The organism is Streptomyces sp. NPDC025793, from assembly GCF_055558375.1.
In genome coordinates this window covers 36,582-59,224 of record NZ_JBVHMR010000036.1, presented here as the reverse complement: position 1 = coordinate 59,224, position 22,643 = coordinate 36,582, and the positions used below count along the sequence as shown (strand labels likewise).

Annotated in this window: 21 protein-coding genes and 4 pseudogenes; 10 read left to right on the top strand and 15 right to left on the bottom strand. The window is 70.7% G+C overall.

Annotation, left to right across the window (positions count from 1 at the left end; genetic code table 11):
* Window positions 1-123: 123 nt before the first annotated feature.
* Genes ACZ4MF_RS38975 through ACZ4MF_RS38955 form a run of 5 tightly spaced genes read left to right on the top strand, consistent with a single transcriptional unit; the run spans window position 124 to window position 4,762 of the window.
* Complete coding sequence (locus tag ACZ4MF_RS38975; protein ID WP_467497737.1) at window positions 124-1,284, top strand: 4Fe-4S dicluster domain-containing protein; 1,161 nt, start codon at window positions 124-126, stop codon at window positions 1,282-1,284.
* Complete coding sequence (locus tag ACZ4MF_RS38970) at window positions 1,284-1,766, top strand: cyclic nucleotide-binding domain-containing protein (RefSeq protein WP_467497735.1); 483 nt, start codon at window positions 1,284-1,286, stop codon at window positions 1,764-1,766. Before ACZ4MF_RS38975 ends, ACZ4MF_RS38970 begins: the two co-directional genes overlap by 1 nt.
* Window positions 1,763-2,599: an FAD/NAD(P)-binding protein gene (locus ACZ4MF_RS38965; RefSeq protein ID WP_467497733.1), complete on the top strand. Its 837-nt coding sequence runs from the start codon at window positions 1,763-1,765 to the stop codon at window positions 2,597-2,599. The genes ACZ4MF_RS38970 and ACZ4MF_RS38965 overlap by 4 nt, the downstream gene beginning before the upstream one ends.
* A gap of 1 nt (window position 2,600) precedes the next feature.
* Entirely contained in the window at window positions 2,601-3,398 is a 798-nt protein-coding gene (locus tag ACZ4MF_RS38960) for an NADH-quinone oxidoreductase subunit B family protein (RefSeq protein ID WP_467497731.1), read from the top strand.
* Window positions 3,395-4,762: a Ni/Fe hydrogenase subunit alpha gene (locus tag ACZ4MF_RS38955; RefSeq protein WP_467497729.1), complete on the top strand. Its 1,368-nt coding sequence runs from the start codon at window positions 3,395-3,397 to the stop codon at window positions 4,760-4,762. The genes ACZ4MF_RS38960 and ACZ4MF_RS38955 overlap by 4 nt, the downstream gene beginning before the upstream one ends.
* Window positions 4,763-4,934: 172 nt before the next feature.
* On the opposite strand, the gene ACZ4MF_RS38950 is transcribed toward ACZ4MF_RS38955, so the two are convergent.
* The 4 genes from ACZ4MF_RS38950 to ACZ4MF_RS38935 all read right to left on the bottom strand — a co-directional run bounded on the left by ACZ4MF_RS38950 (window position 4,935) and on the right by ACZ4MF_RS38935 (window position 8,143).
* Window positions 4,935-5,210 (bottom strand): hypothetical protein, encoded by a 276-nt coding sequence (locus ACZ4MF_RS38950; protein WP_467497762.1) that lies wholly within the window; start codon window positions 5,208-5,210, stop codon window positions 4,935-4,937.
* Window positions 5,211-6,110: 900 nt separating this feature from the next.
* Window positions 6,111-6,368: a hypothetical protein gene (locus tag ACZ4MF_RS38945; RefSeq protein WP_467497727.1), complete on the bottom strand. Its 258-nt coding sequence runs from the start codon at window positions 6,366-6,368 to the stop codon at window positions 6,111-6,113.
* A gap of 522 nt (window positions 6,369-6,890) precedes the next feature.
* Complete coding sequence (locus ACZ4MF_RS38940) at window positions 6,891-7,550, bottom strand: vitamin K epoxide reductase family protein (protein ID WP_467497725.1); 660 nt, start codon at window positions 7,548-7,550, stop codon at window positions 6,891-6,893.
* Complete coding sequence (locus ACZ4MF_RS38935; RefSeq protein WP_467497723.1) at window positions 7,550-8,143, bottom strand: hypothetical protein; 594 nt, start codon at window positions 8,141-8,143, stop codon at window positions 7,550-7,552. Before ACZ4MF_RS38935 ends, ACZ4MF_RS38940 begins: the two co-directional genes overlap by 1 nt.
* Window positions 8,144-8,600: 457 nt before the next feature.
* On the opposite strand from ACZ4MF_RS38935, the pseudogene ACZ4MF_RS38930 reads away from it, so the two are divergent.
* A pseudogene (locus tag ACZ4MF_RS38930) lies at window positions 8,601-8,991 on the top strand (pyridoxamine 5'-phosphate oxidase family protein); the annotation flags it as partial.
* 210 nt (window positions 8,992-9,201) lie between these two features.
* Here the strand turns inward: ACZ4MF_RS38930 and ACZ4MF_RS38925 are convergent.
* From ACZ4MF_RS38925 to ACZ4MF_RS38915, 3 genes and pseudogenes are all read right to left on the bottom strand, one after another.
* Window positions 9,202-9,318, bottom strand: a pseudogene (locus tag ACZ4MF_RS38925) (IS5/IS1182 family transposase); the annotation flags it as partial.
* 90 nt (window positions 9,319-9,408) lie between these two features.
* Window positions 9,409-9,567, bottom strand: a complete 159-nt coding sequence (locus tag ACZ4MF_RS38920; RefSeq protein WP_467497721.1) for a hypothetical protein — start codon at window positions 9,565-9,567, stop codon at window positions 9,409-9,411.
* A gap of 126 nt (window positions 9,568-9,693) precedes the next feature.
* Window positions 9,694-10,899, bottom strand: coding sequence for a cytochrome P450 family protein (locus ACZ4MF_RS38915; protein ID WP_467497720.1), 1,206 nt, complete (start codon window positions 10,897-10,899; stop codon window positions 9,694-9,696).
* A 474-nt stretch (window positions 10,900-11,373) separates the two neighbouring features.
* On the opposite strand from ACZ4MF_RS38915, the gene ACZ4MF_RS38910 reads away from it, so the two are divergent.
* Window positions 11,374-11,745: a CPCC family cysteine-rich protein gene (locus tag ACZ4MF_RS38910; protein WP_467497717.1), complete on the top strand. Its 372-nt coding sequence runs from the start codon at window positions 11,374-11,376 to the stop codon at window positions 11,743-11,745.
* A gap of 258 nt (window positions 11,746-12,003) precedes the next feature.
* Entirely contained in the window at window positions 12,004-12,645 is a 642-nt protein-coding gene (locus tag ACZ4MF_RS38905) for a hypothetical protein (RefSeq protein WP_467497713.1), read from the top strand.
* 1,376 nt (window positions 12,646-14,021) lie between these two features.
* On the opposite strand, the gene ACZ4MF_RS38900 is transcribed toward ACZ4MF_RS38905, so the two are convergent.
* The 3 genes and pseudogenes from ACZ4MF_RS38900 to eno all read right to left on the bottom strand — a co-directional run bounded on the left by ACZ4MF_RS38900 (window position 14,022) and on the right by eno (window position 17,830).
* The gene (locus tag ACZ4MF_RS38900) at window positions 14,022-14,645 is read right to left on the bottom strand and encodes a hypothetical protein (protein ID WP_467497711.1); all 624 of its coding nucleotides are present in this window, start codon (window positions 14,643-14,645) and stop codon (window positions 14,022-14,024) included.
* Window positions 14,646-15,203: 558 nt separating this feature from the next.
* Window positions 15,204-15,912, bottom strand: a pseudogene (locus tag ACZ4MF_RS38895) (transposase); the annotation flags it as partial.
* A 610-nt stretch (window positions 15,913-16,522) separates the two neighbouring features.
* Window positions 16,523-17,830, bottom strand: a complete 1,308-nt coding sequence (gene eno, locus ACZ4MF_RS38890) for a phosphopyruvate hydratase (protein WP_467497709.1) — start codon at window positions 17,828-17,830, stop codon at window positions 16,523-16,525.
* Window positions 17,831-17,992: 162 nt separating this feature from the next.
* Between eno and ACZ4MF_RS38885 the strand changes: the two genes are divergently transcribed.
* Complete coding sequence (locus tag ACZ4MF_RS38885) at window positions 17,993-18,415, top strand: MarR family winged helix-turn-helix transcriptional regulator (RefSeq protein WP_467497707.1); 423 nt, start codon at window positions 17,993-17,995, stop codon at window positions 18,413-18,415.
* Window positions 18,416-18,971: 556 nt separating this feature from the next.
* On the opposite strand, the pseudogene ACZ4MF_RS38880 reads toward ACZ4MF_RS38885, so the two are convergent.
* Window positions 18,972-19,589, bottom strand: a pseudogene (locus ACZ4MF_RS38880) (IS5 family transposase); the annotation flags it as partial.
* Between the two features lie 110 nt (window positions 19,590-19,699).
* On the bottom strand, window positions 19,700-20,416 hold the full coding sequence (locus tag ACZ4MF_RS38875) for a TetR/AcrR family transcriptional regulator (protein ID WP_467497705.1): 717 nt from the start codon (window positions 20,414-20,416) through the stop codon (window positions 19,700-19,702).
* Between the two features lie 115 nt (window positions 20,417-20,531).
* Between ACZ4MF_RS38875 and ACZ4MF_RS38870 the strand changes: the two genes are divergently transcribed.
* Window positions 20,532-21,239, top strand: a complete 708-nt coding sequence (locus tag ACZ4MF_RS38870) for an NAD(P)-dependent oxidoreductase (protein ID WP_467497703.1) — start codon at window positions 20,532-20,534, stop codon at window positions 21,237-21,239.
* Between the two features lie 297 nt (window positions 21,240-21,536).
* On the opposite strand, the gene ACZ4MF_RS38865 is transcribed toward ACZ4MF_RS38870, so the two are convergent.
* From ACZ4MF_RS38865 to ACZ4MF_RS38855, 3 genes are all read right to left on the bottom strand, one after another.
* A complete protein-coding gene (locus ACZ4MF_RS38865) occupies window positions 21,537-21,782 on the bottom strand; it encodes a hypothetical protein (RefSeq protein WP_467497701.1) in 246 nt (81 codons plus the stop codon).
* A 176-nt stretch (window positions 21,783-21,958) separates the two neighbouring features.
* Window positions 21,959-22,174 (bottom strand): hypothetical protein, encoded by a 216-nt coding sequence (locus ACZ4MF_RS38860; protein WP_467497700.1) that lies wholly within the window; start codon window positions 22,172-22,174, stop codon window positions 21,959-21,961.
* Between the two features lie 130 nt (window positions 22,175-22,304).
* Window positions 22,305-22,610, bottom strand: coding sequence for a hypothetical protein (locus ACZ4MF_RS38855; RefSeq protein ID WP_467497699.1), 306 nt, complete (start codon window positions 22,608-22,610; stop codon window positions 22,305-22,307).
* Between the last annotated feature and the right edge of the window lie 33 nt (window positions 22,611-22,643).

Below are 22,643 nucleotides of genomic sequence, written 5' to 3'. Positions count from 1 at the left end.
CCGTCACCCCTTCCCGCTCGACTTCGTCCGCAGCTGGGCCGGACGAGGTATCAACGAGACCCCCCCGGGCCACGACAGCCATGTCGGCAGGCCCGAACCCGGTTGCGCGCTCATAGTGGGGACGTGAGGCACGAGACAGCGGATGGCGGCGGCACCACGGCGGTGATCGGCAAGGACGGCGTGGATGCGCTGATCGGTGTGCTTGCCGGGCGCGGCCGCACCGTGATCGGCCCGACCGCACGCGACGGGGCCATCGTGCTGGCCGAGATCTCCCGGGGCGACGACCTGCCCTACGGCTGGGGTGTCGAGCTGGAGGCCGGTCACTACCGGTTGCGGCCGCGTGCGGACGGGGCCGCGTTCGCGCACAGCGCGGGCCCGCAGGGCTGGAAGCGGTTCCTGCATCCGCCGCGGGAGCGGCAATGGACCGCCGACCGCACGCCCGACGGCCAGTGGGTGGTGGCGGAGGACGCCGCCCCGCCGCCGTCGTATGCGTTCGTCGGCGTGCGCCCGTGTGATCTGCGGGCCATCGCCGTGCAGGACCGCGTGCTCACAGGCGGCCCCTACACCGACCGTGCCTACCGAGGGCGACGGGAGAGAACCTTTGTGGTGGCGGTGGAGTGCACCGAGCCGGGGGCGACCTGCTTCTGCGTCTCCATGGGCGCGGGGCCGGCTGTCGGCGAGGGGTACGATCTGGCGTTGACCGAGGTGCTGGACGAGCACGGGCACCGCTTCCTCGTGCGGGCCGGGAGCGAGGAGGGGGAGTCGGTCCTGGCCGACCTTCCGCACCGTCCTGCGGATGCCACGACCCGGACCACGGCACGAGAGAGCGTCGCGGCTGCGGCGGGCCGCATGGGCCGGACCATGCCCGAGGTCGACCTGCGGGTGCTGATGCGCGAGACTCTGTCGGCCGAGCGTTGGGACGATGTGGCGGGGCGTTGTCTGACGTGCGGGAACTGCACGATGGTGTGCCCGACGTGCTTTTGCACCACCGCCGAGGACGTCACCGACCTGACGGGCGATCACGCGGAGCGGTGGCGACGCTGGGAGTCCTGCTTCGACCTGGAGTTCACGCACCTGCCGGGCGGCCCGGTGCGGGCCAGTTCCCGGAGCCGCTACCGGCAGTGGGCCACCCACAAGCTCGGTACCTGGTACGACCAGTTCGGCAGCTCGGGATGTGTCGGCTGCGGTCGGTGCATCGTGTGGTGCCCGGTCGGCATCGACATCACCGAGGAGGCGCACGCGCTCAACGGTGAGCGCGAGGCCGCGTCGCGGCGGGAGGAGTGATGACCACGGTCGGGCATGGCTTTCTCGGTGAGTTGTCAGCACCTCACCGTGAGCGCCTGCTGTCCATGGCCTGTGGGACGTCCTTCCCTGCCGGTGCGCGAATCTTCGACGAGGACGGGGCGGCGGAGCGGTTCTGGATCCTGCGCTCCGGCACGGTCGCCCTCGATGCCCAGGTTGCCGGCCGCGATCCGGCGGTGGTGGAGACCCTCGGAGAGGGCGAACTGCTCGGCTGGTCGTGGCTGTTCGAGCCGTACCGCTGGCACCTGGGTGCGACCGCCCGCAGTGAGGTGGAAGCGTACGAGTTCGAGGCACGGCAGGTACGCGCCGCGATCCAGGAGGATTCCGTGTTCGGCCTGGCGATCACCCGGTGCGTGGCATCCGTGGCGATCGGCCGGCGCCTGCGGGCCTGCCGCATCCGGTTGCTCGATGTCTACGCCCGGCCGGGCCCCGCGGCGGAGGCGGAGGGGGGCGGTAGGGGATGACCGCCGCGACGGTGGCCCCGTGTGCGGCAGGGCCTCCCGTGCCGTACCGCGTGGTGCGACGTACGGCCGACACGCCGGACACGGCGACGATCGCGCTGGAGCCGACGGGCCCGGCGCTGCCGCCGTTCGCGCCCGGACAGTTCGCCATGGTGTACGCGTTCGGGGTCGGCGACATCCCGGTGTCGGTGTGCGGGATCGACGGGCACCGCCTCAGCCACACCATCCGGGCGGTCGGTGCGGTCTCCGCCGCCCTGTACGAGGTGCGGCCCGGAGCGGTGGTGGGGGTGCGCGGTCCGTTCGGCACCGGCTGGGACCTGTACGCTGCCGCTGGGCGCGACGTCCTGATCGTCGCCGGCGGCATCGGCCTGGCACCACTGCGCCCCCTCGTTCTGGCCGCGCTGGACGGGCCCGCGCGGTTCAAGAGCCTCAATCTCCTCGTCGGTGCGAGGACGCCGGGCGACCTGCTCTACGCGCGTGAGGTGAGTGCCTGGCGGGAGGCCGGTGCCAGGGTCCTGGCAACGGTGGACCGGCCGGACGGGGCGTGGGACGGCGATGTCGGCGTCGTCACCGCACTGCTGGAGCGTGCGGCCTTCGATCCCGACCAGGCGGCCGTGTTCGTCTGCGGCCCGGAGGTGATGATCCGGCACACGGCCCGCGACCTGCTCGACCGCGGCCTCGCGCCGGAGCGAATCCGCGTCTCCTTGGAACGCACCATGCACTGCGGCACCGGGCACTGCGGCCACTGCCAGCTCGGGCCCCTCCTGCTGTGCCGCGATGGCCCTGTCGTCCCCTGGAGCCTTGCCCAGCCCCTGCTCGCGGTGAGGGAGCTGTGACATGACGCCCCCTGTCGGCCGGCGCGACGGACGCCCGAGGCTCGCCGTGTGGAAGTTCGCTTCGTGCGACGGCTGCCAGCTCACCCTGCTGGACTGTGAGGACGAGCTGCTCGGTATCGCCGAGCAGGTGGAGATCGCCTACTTCCTGGAGGGGGCCAGCTCGTCCGAACCCGGCCCGTACGACTTGTCGTTGGTAGAGGGATCGGTCACCACCCAGCAGGACGCGGCGCGTATCCGGCACGTCCGCGCCGCCTCCCGACGTCTGGTGACCATCGGGGCCTGCGCGACGGCCGGAGGGGTGCAGGCGCTGCGCAACTATGCCGACGTCGCCGAGTTCCAGGCCGCGGTCTACGCCAGGCCCGACTACGTCGACACGCTCGCCACCTCCACCCCGATCAGCGCGCACGTCCCGGTCGACTTCGAACTGCGCGGCTGCCCGATCGACCGCGGCCAGTTGATCGAGGTCATCACCGCCTACCTCGCCGGACGCACTCCCGACGTGCCCCGGCACAGCGTGTGCTTCGAGTGCAAGACGCGCGGCACCGTGTGCGTGACGGTGGCCCGTGGCACACCCTGCCTCGGCCCGGTCACCCATGCCGGCTGCGGCGCACTGTGCCCGGCGTACGGGCGCGGCTGCTACGGCTGTTTCGGCCCCTCCGACTCCACCAACTTCCCCGCATTCGTCCCGCTGCTGCGCCGGGACGGTATGGACACCCTGGACGTGGTGCGGGTGCTGCGTACCTTCAACACCGCAGCCCCCGAATTCGACGAGGCCTCACGAAGGGAGGAGGAAGGGTGACCCACCGCGCATCCAGGGTGCTCCGCGTCGGCGCCCTCACCCGCGTCGAAGGCGAGGGAGCACTGCGACTGAGCGTGCACGGCAACAAGGTCGACCGGGCGAGCCTCACGATCTACGAGCCTCCGCGCTTCTTCGAGGCGTTCTTGCGTGGCCGCTCCCACACCGAGCCGCCCGACATCACCTCACGGGTGTGCGGGATCTGCCCGGTCGCCTACCAGATGAGCGCCTGCCGGGCCATCGAGGACGCCTGCGGCACCGTCGTCGACGGACAGCTCGCGGTGCTGCGCAGGCTTCTGTACTGCGGGGAGTGGATCGAAAGCCAGACCCTGCACGTCCACCTGCTGCATGCCCCCGACTTCCTCGGCGTCGGCAGCTTCATCGAACTCGCCCGCACCCGGCGGGAGGACGTCGAACGCGGTCTCCGCCTCAAACAGGCGGGAAACGCCGTCATGGAACTTCTCGGCGGCCGCGCCATCCATCCGGTCAACATCCGTGTCGGCGGATTCCACCGCGTCCCGGCCGCATCCGAACTGCGGCCGCTGGCCGAACAACTGCGCCGGGCTCGGGACGACGCCGCCGAGACGGTGCGCTGGGTCGCCGGGTTCGACTTTCCCGACGCCGGATGCGACAACGACCTGTTCGCCCTGGCCGAATCCGGTACATACGCCATCGAATCCGGCACCCCCACCGTGATGCCCGCTCCGAGTACCGCGGGGCTGCCCGCCGACTCCGACCGCGCCCTGCCCACCCGCACCTTCCCTGTCCAGGAGTTCAGCGGCCATGTCGTGGAGACCCAGGTACCGCACTCCACCGCGCTGCACTCGCAGCTGGACGGGCGTCGCCATCTGACCGGCTCACTGGCCCGCTACGCGATCAGCGGACGGTGGCTGTCCCCGATCGCACGACAGGCCGCCCAGGACGCCGGGCTCGGTGACCCCCGTGACGGTGCGGTGTGCCGCAACCCCTTCCGCAGCATCGTCGTCCGGGCCGTCGAAGTGCTCTACGCCGTTGACGAGGCGCTGCGCCTCATCGACGTCTACACCCCGCCGCCCCGCCCGTACGTGGACGTCCCGCCCAGGGCCGCCACCGGCCACGGCGCGACGGAAGCGCCGCGCGGCCTGCTCTACCACCGCTACGCCCTCGATGCCGACGGCACCGTCACGGATGCCTGCCTCGTCCCGCCGACCGCGCAGAACCAGGGGGCGATCGAAGAGGACCTGCGCCGCATGGTCACCGACCGCCTGGCCACAGGCGACCCCACCGATGCCGAGCTGACCACCCTGTGCGAGAAGGCCATCCGCAACCACGACCCGTGCATCTCCTGCTCCGCCCACTTCCTCGATCTGACCGTCGAGCGGAGGTGAACGGCCGGCGGCGGTGAACAGTCATGTACGCGGGGCGGTGCGAGGCGTGGGTTCCCGGCCCTTCGTTCTCGACCCTGACGCCGCCCCGAGCCTGCCGGCCGGGTGAACCGACGCGACAGATCCTCGCGGTCGAGACGCGGACGGACGGCAGGGGGCTTCGCGGGCGCGTCGGTCACCGATCGGTGGCCGCAGGATGAGAGGGGAGAGGTACCGTGCCGCCGACGGGGTCGTGGCGGATTCGGCCAACGGGCAGGTTCATGGCGGTCAGCCGCCGCACCGTGTCGGTGACCATGGAGGGCGGGCCGCTCATGTGGGCGAGGTGGCCGGACCAGTCGCCGTGCCGGGCCACCGCGTCGGCCACCGAGCCGTCCCCGGCGGCCGCGCCGGAGCCCTCGCCGATCACCGGGACCACGCGCAGCCACGGCAGACACTTCCGCAACTCGGCCAGGGCTGCCGTGTCGTACAGGTCCTGAAGCGTGCGCGCGCCGAGGAACAGGTGCGTGCCGCGGCCGCGTGGGCGGCGTAACGGCCGGCTCGTCCAGCAGTGCTTTGGCGGTGGCCCATCCGGTGCCGCCGGCCACGATCAGCACGTCCCGCGCCAGGCGGTCGTCCAGCGTCATGGACCCCTGTGCGGGGCCCAGGCGCAGCGGGTCGCCGACGCGGGTGTGCGCCACCAGCGCCTCGCTCACCCCGCCCGGGCCGGTTCGGCGGATGCGGAACTCCAGCTCCCCGTCCGGGCGGGGAGCGCAGGCGAGGGAGTACGGCCGCCACGTGCGCGGCAGCAGCGGGGACTGGAGGCGCGCTCACCCGGCATATCGGGTCCACCGTCGACCCGGATCCGCAGCGGCGGGTCGGCTACGAGGCCGACGTCCAGTGCGCGCACCGCCTCGGCCAGTTCAGGCAGCACGACACCCGGGGCGGGAACGACGAGCCGGACATCCGAGTCGCCGCCGTCGGGGAGGAGGTACGCGCGCCGCCCGGCCGGGTGGCGGGCCGGCACCGCGCGCGGCGCGGCGGTGACCTCAGGATCGTGCGGCGGCGACAGGCGGGCCCGGCGCCCGGGCCACGTGCGGATCGGCCGATCCGCTGTCCCCCGCGAAGCCCCGAGGGGGTTCTTGCGTCGCACTGCGCGAACCCAGCCGGGCGCAGCCATCGCTCGGCAGGGCCTTTCGGCCCCGGACACTCCTCCTCGTGCTTCAGCGGGCGGCCGCGCCCGCGGGTACGGCGGGCAACTGATCGGCTCCTACGATCTGCACGTCCCGCTGGTCCTGCGGAAGACAGACAGGGGAGGCTGCCCGCAGCTCCCGCAGCACGGCCTTCGCGCCACCGGCCGCGTCCGCCCTCCTGGTCAGCGCCTCCGGGGCAACACCTCCTGACCGACCCGGACGGCCACGCGCACGTAGGCGGCGCCTCTTGGCGGGGCGGGCAGGGGCGGCGCGGCGATCGGCGGCGGGCTCGGCGCCTTCGCGTCCAGCTTGCGGCAGCTGCTGGCCACCGGATCCGTCCAGCGCAGACCGGCCGTGAGAGAGCGCTCTGCCAGACTCTCATCGAGGTCGGACTCCACCATGTCCTGCCCGCCCAGGACCGGCGCGCGGGCCTGAAGCACCAGCGGGTCCGGCAGCAGATGCGCGGCCCCGGGCCGGCGAGGTCTCCTCCTACGGTGGCTGTCCGGCGCACCATCGGGTTGCCGACGGCCGCGGCGGCCTGCCGAGGGGTGCGTGGCACACCTCGGCAAGCCCGGTCGAGTGCGACGGCCGCGCCGACGTGGCCCCCGGGCCGAGCGCGCTCGCCTCCGGCAGGCGGCGCAGCGACATCGCCGGGCCCGGAATCCGTGCTTCCGCCAGGCGGTCCACAGCAGCGCGGCGCAGCCGACGGGGACCGCTCCGGCGCCGACACACTCCCGGCGCCTTCCGGCAGCGACGTGGGGAAACGCAACAGCAGGCCGGATCACCTGCTCTCGTCGGCGCGGCGCCCCACGCCATCGCTGTGCCGGTCCCGCGATGTTCCCTGTTCCACAGGATCGTTCCTGACCAGGACGCGATCGGACCAGACGCGCCGTACCGACGAGCGTATGAACCTCCCTGGTCGCCTTACCCGGTGAACGCGGCCAACTGGGGCACGGATGAGCTCAGAGCAGCGTCTGCCAGTAGTCCCACCAGCGGGTGGCAATCAGCATCACGACGGCCAGGTACCAGGTGACCGGTACCACCCAGTGGAACTCCAGCACACCCGCGACCACTCCTCGGGGCGCGCGGAGGATGCCGTGCCGCAGGTTGTGCGCCGTGGTGTACCAGAACATCGCGATGGTCGCCGCCCAGGCCAGGCAGCACCACAGGCACAGCGCGTTGATCTCGTACAGCGCCTGCGTCATCAGCCACATGCAGAAGCCCGCTCCGAACAGCGTGCCGGCGTTCAACCCGAGCCAGAACCAGCGCCGGAAGCGGGCACCGGCGAGCAGTGCGAGGCCGACGAAGGCCACCACCGGGTACGTGAGCAGTCCGAGCATCGGGTTGGGGAAGCCGAACACGGACGCCTGGGCGCTCTTCATGACGTTCGTGCAGGACAGAATCGGGCTGAGGTCGCAGGAGGGCGAGAAGTGCGGATCCCGCAGGAGCTGGAACTTGTCCATGGTGATCACGAAGGAGGCGAGGACGCCGAGCGCGCCGCACACGATCAGCAGCCAGGCGAAGGCGCGCGAGGCACCGGCGCCTCCCTGCGGAGTGATCACCCGCCTCTCTTCCCCGGCCTTCGAAGTGAGCGGGTGGGTGGTCGTGGTAGCGCTGGTCATCAGGGTTGGTCCGCCTTACCGGTGGTGGTGGTAGTGGGCCGAGGGCCCACGCTGGTCGACAGGTGCTTGTGGCCGCGTGAGCGGCAGCCGGCGTCCCGTGCCGGTGCGCCGGGTATGGCCTCGCGGGCGGCCCCCTGCGGCCGGACGACCTTCACCGGAATGCCGTGAGCCCGGGCGTACGCCACCAGATGCGCGGTGGCGTCACGGCCGTTGGAGGGCAAGTCGTCCCACACGGCCGGCATCTGCCGGCACTCCGCGATCACCCACTCGTCCGCGCCGACGCACGCGTCCCGGTCCGCCGGGGCGTACGCCCGAAGACGCGCCTGCTGGACGAGCGGCACCGGCTCGCCGACCGCCACCCGGTGCCGAACCGGAAGCAACGCGGGCACCAGCCCCTGTCTGGGAGTCAGCACGATCAGCTCCCGCCCCGCCGCGGGCGCCGCCCTGCCGAACGCCATCGGCACTCCGGTCCGCGCCCGCACCAGCCCCTGCGTCCGGCCGGTGAGGCGGATCAGCGCCACCCACAGTTCGGTCTCGACCAGCCGCACGGCGTCCGACGACGTCAGGCCCGCGTGTCCCACCGCCGCGATCATCTCCCGCTCGCCTCCCCGCCGTATGGCGCTGTGCCGGCCGTCTCCGGGCACCGCACACCCCCGCCCGCCGCTCGTGAGCGGGACCGCTGTGCCGAGCCCACGAGCGGGATCCGAACACCACGGACGGGGCCGCGGGATCAGTGAAGTGAGTACGGCCTGCGGACGACAAGGGCCGAACGGCCCCGGCACGACATGGTCAACGCGCTTTGCACGGAGGCCGTCAGACCTGGCAGCGGCCCCGGCCCCCGGCCCCGCGCGGCGGACAGGTACCGCCACCGCCGTCAAGGGCAGCCACGGATGGCACACCAGCACCGCAACCACACGACGGCTCATACCGGGGTCGGTGACACCTCGCGCCCCCGGCGTCGGCACGGTTGGAGACGAAACCGCCCGCCGCCTCGTCAAGGCCCGTCGGCAGCGCGCGGCAACCGCCGGCGGTGCGCGCCGCGCCGTCGAGCTGGATCCCGCAGAGGCCCTGCGCCTGCTCGGCGGCGTCTCCCTGGGCCATATCGTCTTCTCGCGGCAGGCGCTGCCCGTCGTCCGCCCCGTCAACCACGTCCTCGACGACTGCGACATCGTCATCCGCACCCACGGTCCGCCGCCCTGGTCGCGCGCACCCGGCGGGACAGCCCCGAGGGGATCGTCGTCGCCTACGAGGCCGACGACATCGACCTCGACACCCGCACCGGTTGGAGCGTCGTCGCCACCGGCTTCTGCCGCCTCGTCACGGACCCCGGCCAGTGGCCCGCTACCAGGAGATGCTGGACCCGTGGTCGGACCAGCGCATGGACCGCCTGGTACGTGTCCGGCCAGACCTGATCACCGGGATCAGGCTGGTCCCGGTGGACGGCGAACTCTGCCGACGACCGGTACGCCCGACGGGTCTTCCAGCCGCTGAGCCCGACGGATCGGACGGCGGAGAAAGGCCTGGGCGAGGGAGTGGACGCGCATCACCCGAGCCGTTCGCTGTGCCCGGGGAAGGCGAACCGGACACGCCGGACCACGGTGGTGACGACCCTGACCGACGCCCGCCGCCACCCTGCCCCGGTTCTCGTCGGCGCACGGCCGGACGGGCGGAGCTTGCACCGGCGGTCACCCTGTCGGAGGACGATCGGCGCCGTGACCGCCTCGACGAGCGCGTGCGGCAGATCAACTGCGGCAGGATGCGTGACCAACGGAGTTGCCGGGGTGGAGAGTCGAGCCTCGGTGCCTCTCTGAACAGCCCAGGTGCTCCGCCCGCTTCACCGCTGTCCCGAGTCGCCCGATCAGGGGCGGCTCTCAGTACCCAGGGTCTGGTAGAGCTGGTAGAGGGTGAGCAGGGCCAGCATTTCCTGTTCGACGCCTACGGGGCCGCCAGCGCGCAGTACGCGTCCGTTCATGATCGCGTGCCGGAAGGCGTTGGCCGGGCTGAACTGGCCCGGCACGCCGCCGATCGATCTCGCCGTGCCCGAACCGTCGGGTCGGTTCGAGGTGATCCGGATGCCGGACGTGACCGGCCTCGGCAGCTGCAGCGAGTATCCGGCTCGCCCCGGTCGAACTCGGGGCCGTGTCTACCAGCGCACCGGCAGCGCGCGCAGGCTCCGCATGAGGCTGGTGCGCCACTGCGGTGTGCCGTCACCGTCGAAAGCCAGGCGGGGGCAGCGGTCGAGCAGGATGCGCAGGGCCAGGGTCGCCTCCAGGCGGGCCAGCGGGGCGCCCAGGCAGTGGTGCAGGCCGTACCCGAAGGCGAGGTGGGCGCGGGTCGCGGCCGGATCGCGGCGGATGTCGAACCGTTCGGGGGCGGGGAAGCGCGCGGGGTCGCGGTTCGCGGCGGCAATGGAGAGGACGACTCGCGCACCCGCCGGTATCCGGGCGCCGCCGAGGGTGAGCGGTTCGGCGGTGTAGCGGTAGGTGCCCGCCGGCACGGGAGACTCGAAGCGGAGCGTCTCCTCCACGGCGCCCTGCAGCAACTCGGGTTCGGCGCGGAGGGCGGCAAGCTGCCCGGGGTGGCCGAGCAGCAGGTGGACGGCGTTGGCGATGAGGTTGACGGTGGTCTCGTGCCCTGCGACGAGCAGGAGGAAGGCCATGCCGAGCAGTTCCTCCGGGGTGAGCCGGTCGGCGCCGTCCCCGTCGTGGGTGCGGACGAGGGCGTGCAGCAGATCGCTCTCCGCGGCGTCCCGCAGCCGCCGTTTCTCCTCCGCCAGCCCGGCGAGGTACGCGGCCATCTCCTGCGCGGCGCGGGCGGACTGCTCCGCATCGTCGAGGGCGACGACCTTCGTGGACCACTCCCGGAAGGCAGCCCGGTCCAGGTCTGGCACGCCGAGCAGCTCGCAGATGATGGTGAGCGGCAGCGGATAGGCGTACGCAGCCACAAGGTCGGCACGGCCGTCGGCGACCACGGCGTCCAGGAGCGCACCGGCCGCCTCCTGGACGCGGGGCCGCAGCGCCTGGACGCGGCGGGCGGTGAACTCGCGGGCCACCAGCGTCCGTAGGCGGGTGTGATCGGGCGGATCGACCTGGAGCATGTTGCGGCCCACGGCGTACAGCCCGTCGTCCTCGAAGTCGGCAGAGTGCCGCACGTCGTTGCGCAGCCTGGGGTCGATGAACGCCGCGCGCACTTCCTCGTGTCCGACCACCAGCCACGCCTCGTCCCCGGTGGGGAAGCGCACGTGATGGACGGGCCCGCGGGCGAGCAGCGCGGTGAAGGCGGAGTAGGGGTCAGCGGTGAAGTCGTCGGTGAGGTCGGCGAGTTGGACGGTGGCGTGCTGTGTGCGCATCGGGCGGCTCCCGGGACAGAAGTGGGGAACATTCCCCGTTTAGGCGTCGGGGCGACCCTAGCATGAACCGGGGAACGTTCCCCGGTTCTGTCCCGCCTCCTCGGCTGTCGCTGGACAAACGGAAGACGTCCTGGTTGTCGTCCGGCTGCCGCGGCGAGAGCGGAAGCGTCGTGTCGGCCGGCGTTTGACGCCGTGGGCTGCGGAGTTGTGGGCGGCCGGCCTAGGGCCTGTCGTCACCTTCCCGCCTGCCGTGCGGCGTCTGGCACGCGCTCTCCCAGAGGGGGCACCCCCAGCCGCGTTGTCGTCGGTCGCCGACTCCCCCACGCTCGGCTTCGCTCGGGCGGGAGGGGCCCCCATCGCGTCGACTCCCTCCTCCGCATTGCAGCCGCACGCACCGGACGCCGCGCGGGCCGCCCTTCGGGCGGACGACGGGAATGTGACGAAAGGCCCTAGAACACCGCCCACACCGCCACGGTGGCCGACCGCCACCCCTGCCCCTGCTTCGGCCACCTCGTCCACGACGAACCGCGCGTCTCGAACGACATCTGCCCGGTGTGCTTCTGGGAGGACGACCTCTCGCAACTGCGCTGGCCGACCACGACCGGCGCCAACCGAGTCTCACTGATCGAAGCGCAGCGCAGCGTGCAGCGCTTCGGGGCCTGCGACCAGCGTGGCCTGCGCCTCACCCGTCGCCCACTCCCCGTCGAACCACTCGACCCCCTCTGGCGACCGATCGACCCGCACCAGGACTCGTTCGAGGCCCCGGACGACCCCACACCCTGGCCCGACTACCAGCCGGACCTCTACTGGCGGCGGCCGACGTTCTGGCGGCGCGAACGCAGATGACCGGCAGGACCGGCCTGGCCCGCAAGCTGCCGCTCGCTGTGGCCCGATCCACCGAAGGTCTCGTCCAGTTCCCCGGTGCCCACGGAGCCCCGGGAGGCGGTCGGCAACCGGTGAGCGCCCCGCCGCACGACATGTTCCGCCCTGTCCGAGAATGATCGTTGACACGGTCGTGACGGTCGGACGGGGGATGCGATGACGACGGGTACGAAGCGGGGCGGGAGGAGTCGGTCGGGCGATCTGGAATATCCACGCCGCCCGGTGCTGACCGCCTTGTTGGTTCCGGTGGCCGCGCTACTGCCCCTTGTCGGCGGGGTATTGGGGCCGCTGCGTTGGATGCTGGTGCCCTCGATCGTGTTGTGTCTGGGCGGCGTGGTCTGGCTGCTGGTCGCGGTGATGTCGTTGTCTCCTTCCGCCGTGCTGCGCAGGGTGGCCCTGGCGCTGATGTTCGCGCCGATGATCGCCACACCGCTGTGCGCCATGCAGGCGTCCCAGGCCCTGATCCTGCAGGCACGAGGTGTATCCGAGTCGGCCGTCATCACGCGGATCGAGGTCCACCACGGGAAATCGACCAGCTATGACTGCACGCTCCGCTACGACGGTTCTGCCGAGCCGACCGCCGATGCCATCTCCTGCGGTGCCGAGGACCGGGTCGGTGACCACGTGCAGGTGGTGCGGGATCCCGGGGGGCTGGTCGATCCGGAATTCGACTGGCGGGTGCGTGCCGCCCGGGTCGATGTCGTGTTTGCCGCCGCGGCGGAGATCGCCTTGATGGTCGTCTCAGTCCTGGCCGTCGCGGTCGGCGCGGTCATCCACAACGTCAACCTCCGGCGCGCAGGCGCGAGCTGCCCCGCCGGCACAGACGCTCGGACCCTCCAGCTCAGGCGCTCGCCGACCAGGTGAGGTCTCAGCCAGAGGCCAGTACGGCGCAAGAGCCGGGTCGCTGTCGTCCAGGACTGTCGTGACGACCGTCCTCGCCTGTCCCTCAAGCAGTGCCGATATGTGCCTGATGAGATGCGCCCTTCGTCGATACAGCCATGCGCAAGAGGCTGCAGAGAGAGTTGCGCAGCCTTGCCGTGAGGATCCGGCCGACGTACAGGCCTGGCGGTAGTAGCAGTAGCGCGAGACAGCGCGTCGCGAGGACACCCCAACACCGCCTGCCAGGGGGATCCATGAAGAACAGCCTTGTCGAGGCCGCGGCGGTTGTCGCTGTCCGTGTCGCCGCGATGGGTGTGGCGAGCGCGCCGGCTCTCGCCGCCGACCAGGCGACCCACATCGTCCACCAGTACCTCACGGGCCACCCCGACACTCCGGACAAGGCCGGCCGCACCACCTTCCCGGCCGCCGTCACGTACAAGCGGAACGACCGCAACACCCGGAGAACGGCTACTACACCAGTTCGGCCAGCTGGCTCCTCCGTCGGGGCCCGGCTGCAGAGTCGCCAAGTCGGCGATCGACCGAAGGCACCCTGTCTTGGGGAACGAGTACTGCACCTGGGGTTCCATCCTCACGCAGCTCTGAGCCGATGTCCTGACGCGGGAGCTTCGTGTCACCAAGTAACCGCGTCTCCGCCATGCCACGAAACGAGCTCCGGGTCGTCGAGGTCGAGGTCTTCAAGGCCTGCGCGGCGCGCGAACCCGACCACGTCGCAGGCCCGAAGGCGGTGCCGACGTACTCGTCGCGGATCTCTACTCGTCGACCGGCCCCACTGCGCGCCCGGCGCCGGTACGTCCAGGGCATGCCACGTGCTCGCCGATCGGGGCCGGGGGAGTGGGTGGGGAACCAGCATGCCGGCACCTGTGCATCCCGCGGCGAGAGCTCGATCATGAATGCACCGTGAGGTTGAGGGTGACGGGGTACGGATCGGGCGGACCTCGGAGATCACCGCCAGCCGACAGGGGCCGGCTCACCGCCGGACAGCGGACGGCCGGCCTCGGCGCCGTCGTCGACCTGCGATTCATCGGGCTCGGCGACAAGGCCCTCGCCGCAGACGGTCCCCGGTCGAGCACGGCTTCGCCCACCTGCAGCACTGGCGGGTCCTGGGCAAGGTTCGCACCAGGCCGAAGTGGGCGACGCCCTGGTGAGGGTTCTGCTGACCCTGACGAACCGCGAAGTCTCCCGGTGACCGATGATCTTCGCCGAAGTCATCCGCCCGCGACCAGCACGAGCATCTGCGCTCCCGCACACACCAGACCGCTGACCAGCAACTTCACCATGGGAGCAGCTCAATTGGATATTCCCGGTCCGGATACCGACGAACGGTGAGATGAGCGGTGGTCTCAGACGGAAGCGGGCATGTTCATGAAGTCCTGGTAGAGGCTGAGGACGTGAGCCTCGGTGTGGCGTACGGGATCGTTCTGGAGCCGTTCGAACCGCCCTCGGAGATCCTGCCAGGCCATCACGGACGCTTGCGGATTCCCGGACGGTATGTCGATTTCCGCGTTCAGCTGCACCTGCTTGAGGAACCGTACGACTTCTCTCGGGTTCGTCTCGTTCCGCACGAATTCAAAGATGGGGTCGGCGAGTTGCTGCTGGGTGTTCTGCTGGAAGCCGGAGTACTGGGCGATGACGTCGTACGCCTCCTGACCGGCCAGGCGTTGGCTGCTGATCTCCTCGATGAGCTCCGGCATGTGGTGCGCGAGCATTCCGATCGCGCTGTTGGCGGCTCCCTGCCCTGGCCACAGGTTGTTGGTGTTGTTGTTCATCGCGTCCAGCAGGCCCTGGACATCGCCCAGGGAATTGAGCTGCGTGTTGTTTCCCGCGGTCCGGGAGCCCTTGGCATCCCACCACTGCTGCAGCGCACCTTTCATCGCGTGGTGCGGGACGATGTGCCTGCGGTGCTGCCCCTGGGCCACGGGCATGGCCGTCCGGGTGGCCGCGCTGAAGTTGTTGCGCCGCAGCATCCGTTGGACAACCGCGTTGCCGACTGTGCGTTGCAGGGCGGCGATCGTCGGCGCGGCTGGTGACACCGAGGCGGTACGTGGCGTTGAACGCGGCCGGTCTGCGGTGGTGTTCGGTAGGTGGCGCGGCTGGTGCGCGTGTGAGGGCAAGAGACCTCCCAGGACTCCTCTCCTCCCTACCGGCCGTACGCGCGTGGGGACAACGTCCGCTCGGGCAGCCACGGGGCAGAACGCACGGAGGTCCGGGGCAGCGTGTGCCGTGACCGGCACCCTGACCGATGCTCTTCGCCCAAGTCATCCACCTGCGACCAGCACGAGCATCTCCGCTCCCGCACGCACCAGACCCGTGACCGGCAACTTCACGATGCACACCACTTACTGGTAAGCCGTCGGCGCCCGACCGGGACGTGTGCCGAAACCTGTCGTGAGGAGTGCGCCACCAGGCATCGCGTCGTGCACCTCCATACAAGGCGAGCCTTCACCGCCATGTGCGTTGTCCGCGAGTGCAGCGCTCATGGCCTGGAAGTGCCAGTGCAGGTCATGTCCCGCAGAGTGATGTGGTCACGGCGGCTGTTTCGGTCCGGGTTGTGGGGTGATCTGAGGTTCGGGTTCGGTCGGCTTGGTGGTGAAGAGCTCGGCCACGGAGGCTTGGAAGAGGTAGCGGTGGTCGAAGGCCTGCCGTGCGTCGCGGAGTTCGGCCGGCACTGCGGCGGCGAGCCGGTCCGGGGCGTCGGGGTCGGGAAAGACCCGGACGGCGTCGGCCCGGCGATTGATCTTCCGGTTCAGCGGCTTCAGCGGGTTGGTCGACCCGATCTTCTTCCAGCGCGCCGGCGGGAAGTCGGCGAACGCGGTGATGTCTGTCGCCGCATCCGGCAGCATCGTCTTGATCTGCGGAGACTGCCGTCCGAGCATGTCGGCGACCACATTGGGCTGGGTGCGCACCTGCTCGCCGGTGGTCTGCGCGAAGACAGTGCGGATGGTCGGGGCGACCATCTCGCCGGAGCCCCTCTCGATCACCGAAACGCGGCCCGGCGGATCGCAGCGACCAGACCGCTTAGGCCGTCGGAGATGACCAGCTGGACGTTTTCCGGGCCGCGGGCCCCCAGCGGGCGCAGGAACTTCGTCGAGAACGATGTCGACTCACTGTCGCGACCATGGGACCGAGGATCTCGCGATGCCCGGTGGAGGGGATCCGGTGGCGATGACCACGATCTGGGGGGGCGATCCGGTGGTCGACCCGGGCCTTGCAGGAGGTGGCGTCGAAGACGATGCGGCGTTGTCGCACGTCTTCAGCCTGCTGGCACCCGTGCGATGGCGCCAACGACGCCTATCCCACGGTACGTGCCATCGCTTGAGGGCCTGCGACTGAGGGCCTGCGACGTGGCTGGCGACCAGGTGCTCGACCACTCGGCGGGCACATCACCGAACACCTCGGTGATGTGGTTGGGATCCTGACACGGGACGACCTGCTCCGTTGCCCGTCGTTTGTCCCCTGACCAGCGGAGCGCTCACCTTGGGGTGCTCGGCAGCCGCCCCGGTGGCCACCGGCTGCTGCAGATGCCCGCGCCTGGACGCAACTCAAGCGGCCGGCTTCGTCCATGCCGTGGAAGGGTCACACAACCCGGCGCCTGTCCTGGCAGGCAGGCCCTGGGCGTCCGCTGAGGGCGGGTGACGCCGGTGCGGCTGCCCTGGACGGCCCGAGCAACGAGGGCTGCGGGCCGACCGCCGCCAACGGCCGACCCGCATGTGGCTATGGGGAGACGCCGAGGTCGCCGTCACCACGCACGCCCGGGCCGCCCTGCAGAGATCTGTCTCCGCGGGACGCGAGCGGGCCCCCGATCGATCTGGGAGCCCGCGTGGTCTCCATCCCTGCCTGCTGTTCATGCCCGGCGTAGTGCGGAGCGGCCCGCGTAGCGGGCCGCGTCGCCCAACTCCTCTTCGATCCGGATCAGTTGGTTGTACTTCGCCGTGCGGTCGGAGCGGGAGAGCGAGCCGGTCTTGATCTGACCGCAGCCGGTCGCCACCGCCAGATCCGCGATGGTGGTGTCCTCCGTCTCGCCCGAGCGGTGGGACATGACAGTCGTCCAGCCCGCCTGGTGGGCCGTGGCCACCGCGGCCAGCGCCTCGGTCAGGGTTCCGATCTGATTGACCTTGACCAGGACCGAGTTGCCGACGCCGGTGCGGATGCCCTCGCGCAGCAGCGTCTCGTTGGTGCAGAACACGTCGTCGCCGGTGAGCTGGCAGCGGTCGCTGACGCGGGCGGTCAGCTCGCGCCAGCCGTCCAGGTCGTTCTCCGCCATCGGGTCCTCGATGGAGACGACCGGGTAGGCGTCGATGAGCTTGGTCAGGTAGTCGGCGTGCTCGGAGGGGGTGCGACGAACCCCCTCGCCCGCGTAGTCGTACATCCCGTCGCGGAAGAACTCCGACGACGCCGGGTCCATGACCAGGCCGATGTCCGTGCCGGGGCGGTAACCGGTGCGCTCGATGGCGGTCATCACGAAGTCGAGCGCCTCCTCAGCGGTACGCAGCGCGGGCGCGAAGCCGCCCTCGTCACCGACGCCCGTGGAGTGCCCGGCTGCCAGCAGATCGCGGCGCAGGGTGTGGAAGACCTCGCTGCCCATGCGGACTGCTTCGGCGAAGGTCTGCGAGCCCACGGGTGCGATCATGAACTCCTGGAAATCCAGCGGATTGTCGGCGTGGGCGCCGCCGTTGACGATGTTCATCATCGGCAGCGGCAGGAGGTGGGCGTCGGCGCCGCCGAGGTAGCGGTACAGCGGCTGGCGGTGGGCAGCGGCTGCGGCCTTGGCGGCGGCGAGGGAGGTGCCGAGGATCGCGTTGGCGCCGAGCCGGGACTTCGCGGCGGTGCCGTCGAGGGCGACCAGTGCGGCGTCGAGACCCGCTTGGTCCGCCGCGTCCAGGCCGCGCACGAACGCCGCGATCTCCCCGTTGACGTGGGCCACCGCGCGGTCGACGCCCTTGCCGTGCCAGCGCGCCGAGTCTCCGTCGCGCAGCTCCACGGCCTCCCGGGTCCCGGTGGACGCGCCGGAGGGGACAGCAGCGCGCCCCAGGGACCCGTCCGCCAGTACGACGTCGACCTCGACCGTGGGGTTGCCCCGGCTGTCGATGATCCGGCGGGCGGTGACGGTCTCGATGCCGGCGTCGACGGTTCCGACTGCCTTTGTGGACATGGGAGGTCCTTCCCGTTGTCGTGTGCCGTGGCCCGGCTGCGACAACGCTGGCGCTGAGCCCGACAACTCCGAACTGTACAGCAATGCTGCTCAGTTTTGCTGTACAGCATTGCTGTGCAGGTCGGGTGCACAGCTTTGCTGACCAACGGGGTAAAGTGCCCTATGACCACCTCGGAAGCCGCCGCCATCGCCGTCGAACTGCGCACCGCGATGGGCAAGCTCACCCGACGCGTCAAACACGAGGACCGCATCCCGCTGGGCCAGGCCGCCGTGCTCGGTGCACTCGACCGCAACGGCGCCATGACCACCAGCGACCTCGCCGCAGATCAGCGCGTACGCCCCCAGTCGATGGCCCGGGCGGTGGGGCTTCTCATGGAACAGAACCTGATCACGCGCCGCGCGCACCCCACCGACGGCCGCAAGTCGTTGGTCGAACTGTCGGACGCGGGCCGGGCCGCGCTCGAAGCGGAGCGCGGCCGCCGGGCCGGGTGGCTCGCGCAGGCCATCGAGGCTGAACTCACGGAAGAGGAGCGGGTGCTGCTGGCACGGAGCGCCGCCCTGCTGGAGCGGCTCGCCACACGCTAGCGCCCTGACACACAACGTTCGCTCCGTCGAGACGCCCGGCAGATGCTTACGAGCTCTCGGCCTCAATGCGAGCGGGGAGGTACCCCCTTCACCGCATCGGCCGAAAGCCCACGTGCGTCCAGCACGACGACTTCCGGTTCCGGCTCGCCACGTACGTGACGGGCGTCGACATCTCCGCCACGGCTCTGTGTGATCACCGCGACAGCGGGGCGGGGTGGGAATACAGGCGCCGGCGGCCGTGTGCGCGCAGCGCGCCACAGCAGTGCCGCCGTAGTCGTCGAGGGAGATCGCCGCGACTGCGTCGTCGAAGTGCACGGACGGGGGATGCAGGCCAGCCGGTCGAGCTGGGCAAGTTCCCCGTCTCCGGGGCATACCACTCCGGTCTGCCCCGACTCCGTGTATCTCGGGGCAGGACGGGAGCCTTCGTAAAATCCGGACGTTGCCGGTGCCAAGATCGGCGGCCGCGGCCGAGAAGGGGTACTGGCCAGGCACGGATGGGACTGGCGTCGCCAACCGAGTACAGACCTCTCATAGGCCGGCTCACGTCGGCATCCTGTCACCTGCGGGTCCAGATGAGGATGGCGGGCGGGTGCAGTGCGGCCTGGTAGGCGACGGCAAGCTTGTCCGTCCGGCTTGCAAGGCCCCGCCACTGTTTGATCCGAGCGATGCATCGCTCGACAGCGTTGCGCTCTTTGTATGTCTCGGCGTCGAAGCCGAGCGGGCGACCTCCGGCGCTCCCTCGCCTCAGACGGTGGCCGATCTGGTCTGAGGGCTGGGGGACAACGGCACGGAGGCCGCGTCGACGGAGGTGCCCACGAACCGTGCGTGAAGAGTAGGCGCGATCCGCAAGGACGACTGCGGGACGGGTTCTTGGCCTGCCGAGTCCGCTTCGTGGGATCCGGATGCCGGCCGCCTCGAAGGCCGGCGCGTCACCGGCCTGTCCTGCGGTGACGCGGATGGGCAGAGGTCGTGCATGGCTGTCACCGGTCAGGTGGACCTTCGTGCTCAAGCCACCGCGGGAGCGTCCGAGGGCGTGATCCTCTGGCTCGGCCCGCTCGGGGCCCCTTTTCCCGGCTCCGGCCGAATGCTGGTGAGCTCGGCAGACGGTGGAGTCCACCGAGACTGTCCACCCCACATCGTCGCCGGTATCCGCCACTGCAAGGACAGCCGCGAGGACCTCGACGCCGTCACTGGCGGACTGACCCTGCTCCTCGAACGTCTCCTCATCGCACTTGGGGCATGCCCGATTCCGCAGTTCACGGAGCCTGCAGGCGCTTGGGTCGCTCAGCGTCGACGTGGTATGCCCAGGGTCCTTATGAGTTGGGCGAGTTCCTCCCGGAAGAGCTTCTCCGGGCTGGTGGTCTGGGTGTGCATGTGGCCGTAGACCTCCAGTGACACCAGTCCATGCAGGTGTCCCCAGATGCGCAGGGCGAGGGCGACGGCTGCGGGTGGCAAGTCGGGGAACGCTGGACGCACCTTTTCGAGGAGCCCAGGGTCGAAGTCGGACCAGTCGAAGGCGCTGTCCTGGTAGAGGTGCCGGGCGTGGGGCCAGGCGGCTGCCGCGAGGGCGGTGAGCCCGGTGCAGACCCGGCGTGCGGCATCCGGGGCGGGGCCTCCCTCGGGGGCCTGGTAACCGGGCACGGGGTCACCGTAGATGAGGCGGAACCCCTGGGGGTTGACCAGGGCCCAGGTCCGGAAGGCGTTGGCCCACGCCTCGATCCGGACGGCGGGATCGGCGGAGGGCGTGGTTTCCCAGGCCATGTCCACAGCGTCGGCCAAGGCGGTGTACACGTCGTTGATCAGGGTGGTGACCAGGTCGTCCCTGGTCGGGAAGTACCCGTAGATGGCGTTGGCGGTCATGCCCATCTCGCGGGCGATGGCTCGCAGGGTGATGGCGTCCGGCCCGCCCTTGGCCATCAACGCCAGTGCCACCTTCTTGATTTCGGCGGTGGTCTCGGCCCGGAGCCGCTCGCGTCTTCCCCTGCTTCCCGTGGCTGTCACGACAGGCACTCTACAGCGTCGACTTACTTAGCCATGTAACCGAACTTCACGCCGTATAGTTTCTGCACGGCGTCACCATCTGTGGCGTCCCACTTCTGCATGCACAGGGGAGAACATGCACATCGGAGTCATCGGAGCCACGGGCACCATCGGCAGCCGGGTCGTCACCGAGGCCCTCGACCGCGGCCACTGTGTCAAGGCGTTCAGTCGGGACGCCGTTCAGGCGCAGCGCGAGGAGCGTCGGGACAACATCACCTGGACGAGCGTCGACGTCCTGGACCCGAAGAGCATCGCCGGCATCCTGCCCGGACTCGACGTCCTGATCAGCGGCTTCCAGCCGGGCAATGCCGCCAAGGACTTCGCCGACACCGTCCGGCGCTCGATCGCCGACCCGACCGTCTATGCGACGGCGGCGCGGGCTCTGCTGAGGGCTCTGGAGAGCCGCCCACAGACCCGGCTCATCGTGATCGGCGGCGCCGGCAGCCTCGAAATCGAACCGGGAGTGGTGCGAGCAGACTCCGACGAACTGCTGCACGCCGCCCTCGACCGGCTTGGGCTGCCCCGCGAATACGCCGCAGCGGTACGCGGTCACCGCGACGCCCTGGCCGTCCTGCGGACCTCGAACCGGCTGTGGACCTACTTCAGCCCCGCGGAGGAGATCGGCCCCGGCGAGCGCACCGGCCGCTTCCGGATCGGCGGCGACCAGCCGGTCCTGGACGCCGACGGCCGCAGCCGCATCTCGGTGGAGGACGCGGCCATCGCCTTGATCGATGAGGCGGAGCTGCCGCGCTTCGTGCAGCGCCGCTTCACCATCGGCTACTGACAGCCACCGCCCATGTCCCCGTGGGGGACCTCATGAACTCCCCCCCGGCCCAGGGCAACGTCCGTCTGAGCCAACCTGGCTGGTCTTCCAGCGTTGTCAGCCCAGCCATGGCCCCGGAGACTGCTGTCGGTCCAGCTGCGCGGCGGATCCGCACTTGGCCGTGGCCATCAGGCACCGCGGCCAGAGCCCTGAAATTCCCCAGGGCTGCTCGCGTTCCCCCCGGATTGCGCGGTGAGCGGAGGAGTCGGATTCGCCCGCCAGTTGTTGATTCGGACCGCTCCTCCCCGTCAAGGGTGCCTACGGCTCATGCAGCCGCTCTGACCGCCGGTACGACGTGGCTTTGCCACGCTCTACCGCTCGGCCGGTGCCGTCCTCACCGTCGATCTCGTAGATCCGCCCTCGAAGCCGCTCACCGGCCCAGTCCAGCCCGACGCCCAGGTCGAACCAGTGCCGATCCTTGCGGACTTCGGGCCGTGAGAGGTTCACCGCCGCCCAGGAGAACATCCCGAGGAGGAGGGAACGCCCGTGCCGTGCTGTGCGCACGGACAACGCAAACGGCGCGGCGAGTGCCGCGCGGGTGACCAACGTGACCCGTTCGTCTTCAGAATGTCGACGTCCACCCGTGAGAAACCAAGAGGAACACGCCTACGACCCCGCCAACCTGCTGGAGGCCTGGCCAGGACCAGACCCCGGCAGGAGACGAACTCCGTACACCCGGTTCACCCGCCCGACGTCCAGGCTTGCGGCCCACCGCCGCGCCACTCGATCAGGTCCGAGTCGTCGACCGTCGTGTCGGTCTCGGGGAGGCCCTTCCGGCGCAGAAACTCCACCACATCGAGCAGGTGGTACGCGGTGCCGACGAGCTCGCCATGGATCGTGACCTGCCGGCCACCGTCGGGGCCCGGCGGCTGGACAGTCACAGGCGCGCCTTCCATGCCCACCGGGTTCCCCGTCGCCGAGGCACTCATGCCGGCCCGCGCCCGTCGAACTCCGTCCGTGACCGCGTATGAGAGGCGTGGGCGGTCCTTCCCGCTGACCCGACCGGGCGGCGTGCGAGGGCGCCGCTCACCCGGGGCTACCGCTGGGAACCGCGAGCTCACGGCCACGATAGAAGCCTTCCCGCTCCTCCACGACGTAGGGGGCCATCGCGGCACGCCGCTGCGTCTCCGGTTCAGAGGCCCGCCAGGCGTCGCACGTCTCCTGGGAGTCCCAGAAGGACACGCCGGTGATCTCCTGTCCGTCCCCGGACCAGTACGCGAAAGCACGGCGCATACCCCGCGGACGGGTGGGCGGCCGCCACACCGTCTCGAAGTCATCGAGGGTGCCCGGCCGAATGCGGCGCGTGGTCACCCAGACGAAGTTTTCCTCCACCCCAGCCTCCTCCGCTACGTCGGCCCGGCTTGC

Bases quoted from the DNA above. Each gene is read 5' to 3' on its own strand.
- ACZ4MF_RS38935 (WP_467497723.1), bottom strand. From the start codon at position 8,143: ATGATCGCGGCGGTGGGACACGCGGGCCTGACGTCGTCGGACGCCGTG.
- ACZ4MF_RS38900 (WP_467497711.1), bottom strand. From the start codon at position 14,645: ATGCTGCGGCGCAACAACTTCAGCGCGGCCACCCGGACGGCCATGCCC.
- ACZ4MF_RS38885 (WP_467497707.1), top strand. From the start codon at position 17,993: ATGACCACCTCGGAAGCCGCCGCCATCGCCGTCGAACTGCGCACCGCG.
- ACZ4MF_RS38965 (WP_467497733.1), top strand. From the start codon at position 1,763: ATGACCGCCGCGACGGTGGCCCCGTGTGCGGCAGGGCCTCCCGTGCCG.
- ACZ4MF_RS38860 (WP_467497700.1), bottom strand. From the start codon at position 22,174: ATGGAAGGCGCGCCTGTGACTGTCCAGCCGCCGGGCCCCGACGGTGGC.
- ACZ4MF_RS38940 (WP_467497725.1), bottom strand. From the start codon at position 7,550: ATGACCAGCGCTACCACGACCACCCACCCGCTCACTTCGAAGGCCGGG.
- eno (WP_467497709.1), bottom strand. From the start codon at position 17,830: ATGTCCACAAAGGCAGTCGGAACCGTCGACGCCGGCATCGAGACCGTC.
- ACZ4MF_RS38870 (WP_467497703.1), top strand. From the start codon at position 20,532: ATGCACATCGGAGTCATCGGAGCCACGGGCACCATCGGCAGCCGGGTC.
- ACZ4MF_RS38970 (WP_467497735.1), top strand. From the start codon at position 1,284: ATGACCACGGTCGGGCATGGCTTTCTCGGTGAGTTGTCAGCACCTCAC.
- ACZ4MF_RS38960 (WP_467497731.1), top strand. From the start codon at position 2,601: ATGACGCCCCCTGTCGGCCGGCGCGACGGACGCCCGAGGCTCGCCGTG.
- ACZ4MF_RS38915 (WP_467497720.1), bottom strand. From the start codon at position 10,899: ATGCGCACACAGCACGCCACCGTCCAACTCGCCGACCTCACCGACGAC.